The sequence below is a fragment of the Pseudomonas sp. P105 genome (assembly GCF_032614175.1).
GTDB lineage: Bacteria > Pseudomonadota > Gammaproteobacteria > Pseudomonadales > Pseudomonadaceae > Aquipseudomonas > Aquipseudomonas rhizophila.
The window spans coordinates 5,375,533-5,388,179 of sequence record NZ_CP126693.1; the positions used below are offsets into that span (position 1 = coordinate 5,375,533).

The 12,647-nt window shown below is 58.1% G+C and carries 12 protein-coding genes and 2 tRNA genes; 1 reads left to right on the forward strand and 13 read right to left on the reverse strand.

The genetic code is table 11. The annotated features are described in order from the left end of the window. Positions 1 to 157: 157 nt before the first annotated feature. The 11 genes from infB to rlmE form a co-directional block, all read right to left on the reverse strand. Positions 158 to 2,680 carry a translation initiation factor IF-2 gene (gene infB / locus QOM08_RS24120; RefSeq protein WP_047229053.1) on the reverse strand — a complete coding sequence of 841 codons (2,523 nt, stop codon included), beginning with the start codon at positions 2,678 to 2,680 and terminating at the stop codon, positions 158 to 160. Between the two features lie 27 nt (positions 2,681 to 2,707). Further along, positions 2,708 to 4,189 carry a transcription termination factor NusA gene (gene nusA, locus QOM08_RS24125; protein ID WP_047229054.1) on the reverse strand — a complete coding sequence of 494 codons (1,482 nt, stop codon included), beginning with the start codon at positions 4,187 to 4,189 and terminating at the stop codon, positions 2,708 to 2,710. A gap of 59 nt (positions 4,190 to 4,248) precedes the next feature. Continuing rightward, positions 4,249 to 4,707 carry a ribosome maturation factor RimP gene (gene rimP, locus QOM08_RS24130; RefSeq protein ID WP_025211790.1) on the reverse strand — a complete coding sequence of 153 codons (459 nt, stop codon included), beginning with the start codon at positions 4,705 to 4,707 and terminating at the stop codon, positions 4,249 to 4,251. 140 nt (positions 4,708 to 4,847) lie between these two features. After that, positions 4,848 to 4,924 (reverse strand) — tRNA-Met (locus tag QOM08_RS24135). A gap of 97 nt (positions 4,925 to 5,021) precedes the next feature. Then, positions 5,022 to 5,107: transfer RNA gene (locus tag QOM08_RS24140), tRNA-Leu, on the reverse strand. A 21-nt stretch (positions 5,108 to 5,128) separates the two neighbouring features. After that, positions 5,129 to 5,512 carry a preprotein translocase subunit SecG gene (gene secG, locus QOM08_RS24145; protein WP_047229055.1) on the reverse strand — a complete coding sequence of 128 codons (384 nt, stop codon included), beginning with the start codon at positions 5,510 to 5,512 and terminating at the stop codon, positions 5,129 to 5,131. Positions 5,513 to 5,516: 4 nt separating this feature from the next. Beyond that, the gene (gene tpiA / locus QOM08_RS24150; RefSeq protein ID WP_107321863.1) at positions 5,517 to 6,272 is read right to left on the reverse strand and encodes a triose-phosphate isomerase; all 756 of its coding nucleotides are present in this window, start codon (positions 6,270 to 6,272) and stop codon (positions 5,517 to 5,519) included. Between the two features lie 66 nt (positions 6,273 to 6,338). After that, complete coding sequence (glmM, locus tag QOM08_RS24155; RefSeq protein WP_139049106.1) at positions 6,339 to 7,676, reverse strand: phosphoglucosamine mutase; 1,338 nt, start codon at positions 7,674 to 7,676, stop codon at positions 6,339 to 6,341. A gap of 16 nt (positions 7,677 to 7,692) precedes the next feature. Beyond that, positions 7,693 to 8,544 (reverse strand): dihydropteroate synthase, encoded by an 852-nt coding sequence (gene folP, locus QOM08_RS24160; protein WP_188250999.1) that lies wholly within the window; start codon positions 8,542 to 8,544, stop codon positions 7,693 to 7,695. 8 nt (positions 8,545 to 8,552) lie between these two features. Further along, entirely contained in the window at positions 8,553 to 10,466 is a 1,914-nt protein-coding gene (gene ftsH, locus QOM08_RS24165) for an ATP-dependent zinc metalloprotease FtsH (protein WP_047229059.1), read from the reverse strand. Positions 10,467 to 10,658: 192 nt separating this feature from the next. Beyond that, positions 10,659 to 11,309 carry a 23S rRNA (uridine(2552)-2'-O)-methyltransferase RlmE gene (rlmE, locus tag QOM08_RS24170; protein ID WP_047229060.1) on the reverse strand — a complete coding sequence of 217 codons (651 nt, stop codon included), beginning with the start codon at positions 11,307 to 11,309 and terminating at the stop codon, positions 10,659 to 10,661. Between the two features lie 107 nt (positions 11,310 to 11,416). Between rlmE and QOM08_RS24175 the strand changes: the two genes are divergently transcribed. Then, positions 11,417 to 11,725: a YhbY family RNA-binding protein gene (locus QOM08_RS24175; RefSeq protein WP_003177852.1), complete on the forward strand. Its 309-nt coding sequence runs from the start codon at positions 11,417 to 11,419 to the stop codon at positions 11,723 to 11,725. Between the two features lie 10 nt (positions 11,726 to 11,735). On the opposite strand, the gene QOM08_RS24180 is transcribed toward QOM08_RS24175, so the two are convergent. Then, complete coding sequence (locus QOM08_RS24180) at positions 11,736 to 12,140, reverse strand: hypothetical protein (RefSeq protein ID WP_047229061.1); 405 nt, start codon at positions 12,138 to 12,140, stop codon at positions 11,736 to 11,738. A gap of 28 nt (positions 12,141 to 12,168) precedes the next feature. After that, entirely contained in the window at positions 12,169 to 12,645 is a 477-nt protein-coding gene (gene greA, locus QOM08_RS24185; RefSeq protein WP_027911987.1) for a transcription elongation factor GreA, read from the reverse strand. Positions 12,646 to 12,647 lie beyond the last annotated feature (2 nt).

Here is a 12,647-nt window from a genome sequence, read left to right on the forward strand (position 1 = left end):
CTTGTTACCTGTTACTGCCCCACGGTCAAACCCGTGAGGTCTGAAAGCGGCAAACGCCCGGCCTGACAAAAGCCAGACCGGGCGTTGCGTTTAGAGTCCGCCTGAGAGGCAGCGCATGTTCATGCGACTGCCCGGTGCGGCTCTTGAAGTACGCGAGTCAGAGGCTGCGAGCAACCTGGACCTTCTCGAAGACTTCGATCTTGTCGCCGACCTTGACGTCGTTATAGCTCTTGACGCCAATACCGCATTCCATGCCAGCGCGGACTTCCGAAGCGTCATCCTTGAAGCGGCGCAGGGATTCCAGCTCGCCTTCGAAGATAACGATGTCTTCACGCAGTACACGGATTGGACGGTTACGGTGAACGACACCTTCGATCACCATGCAACCGGCGATCGCGCCAAACTTCGGCGAACGGAACACGTCACGCACTTCAGCGGTACCCAGGATGTTCTCGCGAACATCGCTGCCCAGCATACCGGTCAGGGCTTTCTTGACGTCTTCGATGATGTCGTAGATCACGTTGTAGTAACGCATATCCAGGCCTTCCTGCTCGACGATCTTGCGAGCGCCGGCATCGGCACGCACGTTGAAGCCAAACAGTACAGCGTTGGAGGCCAGTGCCAGGTTGGCGTCGGATTCGGTGATACCACCGACACCGCCACCGACCACGCGCACTTGCACTTCGTCGTTACCCAGGCCATTCAAGGCGCCGTTCAACGCTTCCAGCGATCCACGGACGTCGGATTTGAGGACGATGTTGAGCGTCTTCTTCTCTTCCTGACCCATGTTCTCGAAGATGTTTTCCAGCTTGCCGGCGTGAGCACGAGCCAGTTTGACTTCGCGGAACTTGCCTTGACGGAACAGAGCCACTTCACGGGCTTTCTTCTCGTCAGCCACAACGCTCATCTCGTCGCCAGCGTCCGGAGTGCCGTCCAGGCCGAGGATCTCGACCGGGATAGCAGGACCTGCTTCCTTGATGGGCTTGCCGTTCTCGTCGAGCATGGCGCGCACGCGGCCATAGTTCGAACCGACCAGCACCATGTCGCCCTGGCGCAGGGTACCGTCTTGAACCAGAACGGTCGCAACCGGGCCACGGCCCTTGTCGAGACGCGATTCGACGACCACGCCACGGCCAGGAGCCGAAGGTGTAGCGGTCAGTTCCAGAACCTCGGCTTGCAACAGAACGGCTTCGAGCAGTTCGTCAACGCCGGTACCCATCTTCGCAGAGACCGGTACGAATGGAGTGTCGCCACCCCACTCTTCGGAAGTCACGCCGTGAACCGACAGTTCGCTACGGATGCGATCGAGATCGGCGCCCGGCTTGTCGATCTTGTTCACCGCAACCACCAGAGGGACGCCAGCTGCCTTGGCATGCTGAACGGCTTCGATGGTTTGTGGCATCACGCCGTCGTCCGCTGCGACCACCAGGATCACGATGTCGGTCGCTTTGGCACCACGGGCACGCATTGCGGTAAACGCAGCGTGACCCGGGGTGTCGAGGAACGTCACCATGCCGCGGTCGGTTTCAACGTGGTAGGCGCCGATGTGCTGGGTGATACCACCCGCCTCGCCTGCCGCAACCTTCGCACGACGGATATAGTCGAGCAGGGAGGTTTTACCGTGGTCAACGTGGCCCATTACGGTCACGACCGGAGCACGGGAAACCGCCTCGCCTTCAAACTTCAGGGACTCGGCCAGGGAATCTTCCAGGGCCGTGTCGCTGACCAGGGTCACTTTGTGGCCCAGCTCTTCAGCAACCAGTTGGGCAGTTTCCTGATCCAGTACCTGGTTGATGGTGGCCGGCGTACCCAGCTTGAACATGAACTTGATGATTTCAGCAGCCTTGACCGACATCTGCTGGGCCAGATCGCCCACAGTGATGGTCTCGCCGATCTTCACTTCACGCACGACAGGGCCGGTAGGGCTCTGAAAACCGTGGGCGTTGCGTTTCTTCAGCTTGGCCTTGCCGCGACCGCCACGACGGAAGCCATCGCTTTCTTCGTCGGTGGTACGTGGCGCAACGCGTGGTGCTGGCGCCTTTTCCTTGACCGAAGCACGATGAGGAGCGTTTTTGCGCTCGCCATCGCCACTGCCCCGACGGTTGTCGTCGGCACGTGGTTTGTCCGGACGACGCTGTTCGTCGCGCTTGCGAGTATCGGCCGCAGGTGCTGGAGCGGGTGCCGGGACCGGCGCGCTTTCACGCACTGGCTCGGCTGCCGGGGCTGGAGCCGCAACGGCTTCGGCCGGAGCGGATTGCGCAGCAGCAGGCTGGCGACGCGCTTCTTCTTCGGCGCGACGCTTGGCTTCTTCTTCAGCCTTCTGACGTGCAGCATTTTCTACTGCGCGACGTTCTTCCAGTTCGCGTTTGCGCTCGGCTTCGATTTCTTCCGGGCTGCGCTGTACGAAGACTTTCTTCTTGCGTACTTCAACGCTGATGCTTTTGCTACCGGCAACACGCAGGGTGCTGGTGGTTTTACGCTGCAGAGTGATCTTGCGCGGTTCTTCCACTTTCGCCTTGTGACTGCTCTTCAAGTGAGTCAGCAGGGACTGCTTCTCACTGTCGGTCACATGTTCCTCGGCGGCGGTGTGCGGCAGACCTGCCTCACGCATCTGCTGCAACAGGCGCTCTACCGGTGTTTTGACCTCATCGGCCAGTTGTTTCACCGTGACTTGCGTCATGCACTTCTCTCCTCAGGCCGCGCCTAATTACTCGAACCAGTGGGCTCGGGCGGCCATGATCAACTTGCCGGCACGATCATCGTCAATGCCGTCGATGTCGAGCAGATCGTCAATAGACTGCTCGGCCAGGTCTTCGCGGGTAATTACGCCGCGCACCGCCAGTTCCATCGCCAAATCCTTGTCCATGCCCTCAAGCGAGAGCAGGTCTTCGGCCGGATGGGCGTCTGCCAGCTTTTCCTCAGTAGCGATGGCTTTGGTCAACAAACGATCCTTGGCCCGAGCGCGAAGCTCGTTGACGATGTCCTCGTCAAAGCCGTCGATGTTGAGCATTTCCTCCACCGGTACGTAGGCAATCTCTTCCAGGCTGGTAAAGCCTTCATCCACCAGCACCTGCGCCAGTTCTTCATCGACTTCAAGCTCTTCGATGAAGTTGCGCAGGATATCGCCGGTTTCAGCTTGCTGCTTAGCCTGGATGTCCGATTCGGTCATCACGTTCAGTGTCCAGCCAGTCAATTGGCTAGCCAGACGCACGTTCTGACCACCGCGACCGATGGCCTGAGCGAGATTGTCTGCGCCAACGGCGATGTCCATTGCATGGGCATCTTCGTCGACGATAATTGCCGCCACTTCAGCAGGCGACATGGCGTTGATCACGAACTGAGCCGGGTTGTCGTCCCACAGGACGATATCCACACGCTCGCCGCCCAACTCGCCGGATACGGCCTGGACACGCGAACCACGCATGCCAATGCAGGCACCTTGCGGGTCGATGCGCTTGTCCTTGGAGCGGACCGCGATCTTGGCACGCGAACCCGGATCACGGGAGGCGGCCATTACTTCGATCAGGCCTTCAGCAATTTCCGGCACTTCGATGCGGAACAACTCGATCAGCATTTCCGGCGCGGTACGCGACAGGATCAGCTGCGGGCCCCGGTTCTCGGTGCGGATTTCCTTGAGCAGCGCACGCAAACGCACGCCAACCCGGAAAGTTTCGCGAGAAATGATGTCTTCACGAGCCAGCAACGCTTCAGCGTTGTTGCCCAGGTCGACAATCACGTTGTCGCGGGTGACTTTCTTCACGGTGCCGGAGATGATTTCCCCCAGGCGCTCGCGATAAGCATCGACGACTTGCGCACGCTCGGCTTCGCGAACTTTCTGCACAATGACCTGCTTGGCTGTCTGCGCAGCAATACGACCGAACTCGATGGATTCGATCTTTTCTTCGACTACATCACCTACCTTGGCGCCAGGATGCGTTTCTGCAACCTTGCTTGGCCAGGTTTCGATAGCCGGATCGTCCAGGTCGGCTTCTTCGACGACCGTCCAGCGACGGAAAGTCTCATAGGCACCGGTGTGGCGATTGATTTCCACACGCAAATCAACTTCGTCTTCAAACCGCTTCTTGGTAGCAGTGGCCAGAGCCAGCTCCAGCGCTTCAAAAATAACGTTAGCCGGTACGCCCTTTTCATTGGATACCGACTCAACAACCAGCAGTACTTCTTTGCTCATCGTACGCCTCGCCTTTCGCAAGCCATTGGATCCGCGGGATCCGCAGTATCTGGCACGTATCAGTCAAAACTGGGAATAATGTTGGCCTTGTCGATCATATCGATCGGCAACAGGAACTCATGGTCTTCTACCTGCACCACGACATCCTGCTCTTCTACACCGCGCAGAAGGCCTTGAAAGTTGCGTCGACCTTCGAAGGGCGAGCGCAGCTTGATCTTCACTTGTTCACCGGCAAACGAAGCGAACTGTTCAAGGGTGAACAGAGGGCGTTCCATGCCAGGCGAGGAAACTTCAAGGGTGTATTCGGAAGTGATTGGATCTTCGACATCCAAGACACCGCTGATCTGACGGCTGACGATGGCGCAGTCATCCACCAATACGCCGCCTTCCTTATCGATATAAACGCGCAACAGTGAGTGGCGACCTTGAGCCGAAAACTCAATACCCCAGCATTCATAGCCAAGGGCCACGACCACCGGGGCCAACAAGGCCTGCAACTGTTCTAGCTTGCTCGACACCTGAACCCCCTCGTGCATGTTTGTGCATGCTGTGCAAATAAAAAAAAATGGGCGAATAGCCCATCCCTGAAACGCCGTTGAACAGCGGCGTTATAAAGTGTCCAGCTAACAAAAAGCCCCTTGGAAGGGGCCCCTGAAACTGGTTGCGGGAGCCGGATTTGAACCGACGACCTTCGGGTTATGAGCCCGACGAGCTACCAGACTGCTCCATCCCGCGACAAAGCTGGGGCGGAAGTATACGACCGATCCCTTACAGGGTCAATGTAACCCTTCCACCTACAAGAAAGCCCGCAATCGCGGGCTCTCCTGATAATTGGTACCGAGAAGGGGACTCGAACCCCTACACCCTATGGGCACAACCACCTCAAGGTTGCGTGTCTACCAATTCCACCACCTCGGCAATACAGCGTTTGAAACCTTCTTACTTCTGCTCTTGAGCTGGAGGCACGTCAGTCGCCGGATTGGCCGACTGTTGCTCTTGAAGCACCGGTACATCATCAGAAGCCGGTTGTTGCTTTGGTACTTCCAACACTGCTGGGTTTGGCAAACCTACTTGAGTCAGCTCTTGAGCCTTCTCTTTAGCAAAGTAACCTAACCCCAAGCTGGTTATGAAGAAACCGGCGGCAAGTATAGCAGTAAACTTACTAAGAAAGGTAGAGGAACCTTGGCTTCCGAACACAGTATTTGAAGCACCTGCACCGAAAGACGCACCAGCATCCGCACCTTTACCCTGCTGCAGCAATACCAGGGCAACTACACCCAATGCACCCAGCAGATGAAAAACGACTACGACTGTTTCCAGCATTTTTTCAGTTTCCCGCGGCGCGACAGATCGCACCGAACTCATCTGCATTCAGGGACGCTCCACCAATGAGCCCCCCATCGATATCCGGCATGCCGAACAGTTCGACCGCATTGGCCGCCTTCACGCTGCCGCCGTATAGAAGCCGCACACCTCGTGCCACTTCAGAATTCTCTGCCGCCAACTGCGCGCGGATGGCGGCGTGCACATCCTGCGCCTGTTGCGGCGAAGCAGTCAGCCCGGTGCCAATGGCCCAGACCGGCTCGTAAGCAATGACCGCCTTTGCAAAAGCACCGACACCCAGCTCCTCGATGATGCTGCCCAGCTGACGCTCGACAACTTCAAGGGTCTTGCCGGCTTCACGCTGCACAAGGGTTTCCCCTATGCACAACACCGGAGTCAGACCGCAGGCCTGGGCCGCAGCAAACTTGCGGATCAAGGTCTTGTCCTGCTCGCCCATGATCATGCGGCGCTCGGAATGCCCGACCAAAACCAGGGAACAACCTGCATCCACCAGCTGACTCGGCGCAATTTCACCGGTCAACGCGCCCTGCATGGATTCCACCGCGGAATTCTGCGCACCAACCGCAATCGACTTGCCTTTCAAACCATCAACCACTTGATTGATATACAGGCAAGGCGGGAATACCGCGACGTCAACACCGCTTGACAAGGCCAGATGACGAAGGCCTTTGATCAGCTCAGCGACGCTGGCGCGGGTACCGTGCATCTTCCAGTTACCAGCTACCATAGGGCGACGCATGCTGTACCTCGTCGGTCAAAGTGGGCGCAGATGTTACCCAACCGATTGATGACTGGCAAGCCGAATTCAGGCAGAAACTTCACTAACAAGCTTCGCCAGCTCTTCGGCATAACCGCGGACCTGTGCTTCATCCTCGCCTTCGACCATGACCCGCACCAACGGCTCGGTACCAGACTTGCGCAATAGCACGCGCCCACGCCCGGCCATAGCCTGCGTTACGCGCTCGCTGGCTTGCTTGACCGTCGCATGCTCAAGAGGGTTCGCACCACCGCCGAAACGCACATTAATCAGCACCTGCGGGCATTTGCGCAACGCCTGACGCGACTGCGCAAGCCCTTCATTGCGCGCCTTGAGTGCCATCAGTACTTGCAAGGCAGCAATAATCGCATCGCCAGTGGTGGTGTGGTCAAAACAAACGATATGCCCGGAGTTCTCGCCCCCGATCACCCAATTGCGCTCCAGCAGCTCCGAGATCACATAGCGATCACCGACATTGGCCCGCACGAAGGGAATATCCAGGTCCGCCAGGGCCAACTCGAGCCCGAGATTGCTCATCAACGTCCCCACCACGCCGCCCTGCAGCTTGCCGCGCCCGTGCAGATCGCGAGCAATGATGAACAGCAGCTCATCACCATCGACGACAGTGCCGGTGTGATCGACCATCAGAACCCGGTCACCGTCACCATCAAAGGCAATCCCGAGATCAGCCTGCTCGGCCAGCACGGCCGCTTGCAGCGCCTCGGTATGAGTGGAGCCGCAGTTGTGGTTGATGTTCAGCCCGTTAGGCTGGGCGGAGAGCACGACAACCTCCGCTCCCAATTCGCGAAATACGCTTGGCGCGACTTTATAGGTCGCACCATGAGCACAATCGACGACGATTTTCAGACCCGAAAAGCTCGTACCGGTGGGCACGCTGCCTTTGCAAAACTCGATATAACGACCTGACGCATCGTTGATCCGCGACACTTTACCGATCTTGCTCGACTCAACCACAGTCATCGGCGCGTCCAGCAGCTCTTCGATCATCAGCTCGATATCATCCGGCAGCTTGGTACCCTGGCCGGAGAAGAACTTGATGCCGTTGTCATCATGCGGGTTGTGTGAAGCACTGATCACGATGCCTGCCTGGGCCTGGAACGTACGCGTCAGGTAGGCAATGGCCGGCGTCGGCATCGGACCGAGCAGCATCACATCGGCGCCCGCCGAAGTCAGGCCGGCCTCGAGCGCCGATTCGAACATGTAGCCGGAAATTCGCGTGTCCTTGCCAACCAGCACTTTGCAGGCGCCCATCTTGCGGAACGCCATACCGGCAGCCCAGCCGAGCTTGAGCATGAAATCAGGGGTAATGGGGTATTCGCCGACCCGACCACGAATACCGTCGGTGCCAAAGTATTTCTTGCTCATAAGTGCTCCGTCATTCTTATTCGGCTGAATCCACTGCTGCGATCATCCGCACAACATCCATCGTTTCGGCCACATCATGCACCCGCAATATGCGTGCGCCTTTTGTAATAGCCAGGGCCGCCAGCGCAAGACCGCCGTACAGGCGCTCCCCCACGGGACGACCCAGGGCATTGCCTATCATGCTCTTTCGCGAAACCCCGACCAACAGGGGCCGCCCCAGGGCATGCAAGGCTTCCATATGTTTGAACAGGCTCAGGTTGTGAGCCAGCGTCTTGGCAAAGCCGAACCCGGGATCAAGAATGATCCGCTGCGCAGGAATACCTGCGGCGGCACATTGATCCAGGCGCTCCACCAAAAACTCTCCGACTTCCCTGGTCACATCATGATAGTGCGGGTCGTCCTGCATCGTTCCGGGCTCGCCCAGCATATGCATCAGACACACCGGCAACCCCGTAGCCGCTGCGGCATCCAGGGCACCATCGCGCCGCAAGGCGCGAACGTCGTTGATCAACCCCGCTCCAAGCCGCGCAGACTCACGCATGACCGCAGGCGTGGATGTATCCACCGAGATTATGACATCAAGCTCACGGTGGATGCGCTCGACAATCGGCGCCACACGCTCCAGCTCTTCGGTGGGCGAAACTGCCCGCGCGCCTGGCCGGGTCGACTCACCGCCGACATCGATCAGCGTCGCGCCGGCGGCGACCATAGCCTCGGCATGCCGCAACGCAGCATCAAGCTGACTGAATCGACCGCCATCGGAAAAGGAATCGGGAGTGACATTGAGAATGCCCATGACATGGACATGGGACAAATCAAGAACCCGGTTGCCGCAAGGCAACCGGGCTGAGGACTGAACAGAAGTCATTTCAAGCCTTAAACGTCAGCAGCCGGACCGCCAATCGGTGTCTCCGGACGCTCGCCCTGTACCGCCGGAGGCGTACCGGACGTACCGGTGCCGCCGCCCGACCAGTCCCGAGGCTCGCGAGGCTCGCGACCTGCCATGATGTCGTCGATCTGCTCGGCATCAATGGTTTCATACTTCATCAGGGCATCAGCCATGGCGTCGAGCTTGTCACGGTTATCCGTGAGGATCTGCTTGGCGGTGCCATAGCACTGGTCGATGATGCTGCGCACTTCAGAGTCAATCAGCTTTGCCGTCTCGCCAGAGAAGCTTGCGTGCTGGCCACCGCCACCACGACCGAGGAACACTTCACCCTCTTCTTCGGCGTACATCAGTGGGCCCAGTTTTTCGGACAGGCCCCACTTGGTGACCATGTTCCGGGCGATCTGGCTGGCACGCATGATGTCGTTGGACGCGCCGGTGGTTACACCGTCAAAGCCCAGTGTCATTTCTTCGGCAATACGGCCGCCGTAGAGCGAACAGATCTGGCTGATCAGCGCACGCTTGGATAGGCTGTAACGATCTTCTTCCGGCAGGAACATGGTCACACCCAAGGCACGACCGCGCGGGATGATCGAGACCTTGTAGACCGGATCATGCTCGGGCACCACACGACCAACGATCGCGTGACCCGCCTCGTGATACGCCGTGTTCTGCTTTTCTTTCTCGGACATGACCATGGATTTGCGCTCCGCGCCCATCATGATCTTGTCTTTGGCCAGCTCGAACTCTTTCATCTCAACGACACGCTTGCCGGTACGAGCAGCGAACAGCGACGCCTCGTTGACCAGGTTCGCAAGGTCGGCACCGGAAAAACCCGGTGTACCACGAGCGATCACTGCCGGAGCGACGTCGTCACCCATCGGCACCTTGCGCATATGAACCTTGAGGATCTGTTCACGACCACGAATGTCCGGCAGCCCCACCACGACCTGGCGGTCGAAACGGCCTGGACGCAACAGCGCAGGATCGAGCACGTCCGGGCGGTTGGTGGCGGCAATCACGATGATGCCGTCATTCATTTCGAAACCGTCCATCTCGACCAGCAACTGGTTGAGGGTCTGCTCGCGCTCGTCGTGACCACCACCCATGCCGGCGCCACGATGGCGACCGACAGCGTCGATTTCGTCGATGAAGATGATGCAAGGCGCGTGTTTCTTGGCCTGTTCGAACATGTCACGCACACGACTGGCGCCCACACCGACGAACATTTCCACGAAGTCGGAACCGGAAATCGTGAAGAACGGCACTTTGGCTTCGCCGGCAATCGCCTTGGCCAGCAAGGTTTTACCGGTACCCGGAGGACCAACCATCAGCACGCCGCGTGGGATACGGCCGCCCAGGCGCTGGAACTTGCCCGGATCACGCAGGAATTCAACCAGCTCGCCGACCTCTTCCTTGGCCTCATCGCACCCGGCGACGTCGGCCAGGGTGGTCTTCACCTGGTCTTCAGAGAGCAGTCGGGCCTTGCTTTTGCCGAAACTCATCGGCCCGCCCTTGCCACCGGCACCGCCCTGCATCTGGCGCATGAAGAACATGAACACCGCGATGATCACCAGAATCGGGAAGCTGGCCACCAGAAGCTGGGTCCAGATGCTCTGCTGCTCAGGCTGCTTGCCTTCGACCACGACATGATTGTCCACCAGGTCGCCGATGAGGCCGTTGTCCTGAATCGCCGGACGAATGGTCTTGAAGCTGTCACCATCGGTGCGCTTGCCGGTAATCACATAACCATCGACGGCAACGCGCTCGACCTTGCCATCCTTGACTTGCTGGATGAAGTCGGAATAGTTGAGGGTCTGCGGCTCGTTAGGGCTGGAGAAGTTGTTCATCACGGTCACAAGGACAGCGGCGATGATCAACCACAGGATCAGATTCTTTGCCATATCGTTCAATTAACTACCCTCTGAAGCAAGCTCCGCTACTGGCGCGCGCTTCGCATGATATTCACCGGCCTAACTTACTACATTACCTACGACTCTGGCAGGCGCCGTCTGTAACCCTTTGTGAAACTCTGACCGCGTAATTTTCGTAACACGGCTCTTGCAAGGCGAGACAAAAAAAACTATCGGCCTTTATCAAAGACGCTCATCACTGGCTGCGCCTTCAATTCCCCGGAAGCCCCGCGCCAGCAGATACTGCTCACGAGAGCGATCGCGCGACGACAATGGCTTGCGCATCTGCACTTTGTCGAACAGCTTGCGCATCCCCTTGTGGTACTCATCAAAACCTTCACCCTGGAAGACCTTGATCAAAAAATCACCACCTGGGCGCAACACCCGCCCGGCAAGATCCAGGGCCAGCTCGCTGAGGAACATTGCTCGAGGCATGTCGACAGCCGCCAATCCACTCATATTGGGGGCCATATCGGAAATCACAAGGTCAACCTGCGTATTTCCGACAGCCTCGAGAATCTGCGCCAGCACGGCGTCTTCGGTGAAATCGCCCTGGATGAAGGTCACGTCGGGGATGCTGTCCATTTCCAGGATGTCGGAAGCAATCAATCGCCCCTGACCGCCGATCAGACGACTGGTCACCTGAGACCATCCCCCCGGCGCGGCGCCAAGGTCGATCACGGTCATGCCAGGACGGATCAGACGATCCTTTTCCTGGATTTCGAGCAATTTATAGCTGGCACGAGAACGATAGCCGTCTTTTTGCGCCATTTTGACGTACGGATCGTTGAAATGCTCTCTGAGCCAGTTCTGGCTAGTCTTGGAACGGGCCACGGGCCACCTCTAAAAAATAAAACGGGTCGTGATTAACTGGGCGGTCCCGGACTCGCTCGGGTAAACTGGCCGCCGCTTTTTACAAGATCAGACGCAGGGGTCAGATTATGCCGCTCACTCAAGAGCAGAAGAAACAATACAAATCCATTGGCCACCATCTGAAACCGGTTTTGACTGTGGCTGACAACGGTTTGACTGAAGGTGTTCTAGCTGAGCTGGAACGCGCCTTGGGCGATCATGAGCTTATCAAGATCAAGCTCAATATTCTCGATCGCGAAGCCCGCCTGGCTGCCGTTGCCGAACTGTGCAAGACCGGCAAGGCAGACCTGGTGCAGGTCATCGGCAAGATGGCACTGATTTATCGCAAGAATTTCAGCGTCAACAAGCAACTGTCGAACGTTCACCGCTTCAAGTAATGCCAAAGGGTCAAGGGTGTGCTTCGCGCACCCTGCTGCTCCATCCGGGTACCGGTTGCAACACCAGCACCAACCCGGAAAAACCCAGCACCAGGTAACTGAATACCTGCCACAGGCTCGCATCCGGCCAGCCGAGACGTACAGCAAGAAACATCCCGCACGCATACAACGACATGAGCAGCAACTGCCCACGAATGTCGCGCCATAGACTGTCAAGGCCCTCGGCCTGAACCAGCACCAAAGCCTGAAACACTACGCATGCCGAGGAAAAACCCACCAGAAGCGACGTCAGCATAGCTGCGATTTCATCGATGAGCAGCGGTGCCAGGCCGATTCGACCCAGCACCGGCAGCAAACCGACGTGCAACAACCAGACGCCGCCCACCCACAACATCTGGGTGAGCTGCCAGATCATGGCGCCGGCTCGCAGCGGACGCCTTCGCTCAGATGTGACGGACTTCGACAATCTCATACTCGATGACACCACCCGGCGTCTTCACAACCACTACATCGCCCTCTTCCTTGGCAATCAAGGCGCGAGCAATGGGGGAGCCGACGGAAATCTTGCCAAGCTTGATGTCCGCCTCGTCCTCACCAACGATCTGGTAAGTGACGCTTTCATCAGTCTCAACGTTGGCGATTTCCACTGTGGTGCCGAAAATGACCTTGCCAGTGTGCGGGATCGTCGTGACATCGATGATCACGGCATTCTGCATGCGACCTTCGATATCACGGACTCGCGCCTCGACCATACCCTGCTCCTCGCGGGCAGCGTGGTATTCGGCGTTTTCCTTGAGATCGCCCAGCTCACGCGCTTCGCCAATCGCCTGACTCAAGCGCGGGCGCTCGACCTTGGTCAGGAAAGCGTGTTCTTCTTCCAGGGCCTTCGCGCCCTGAACCGTCATCGGGTACTTGGTTATGC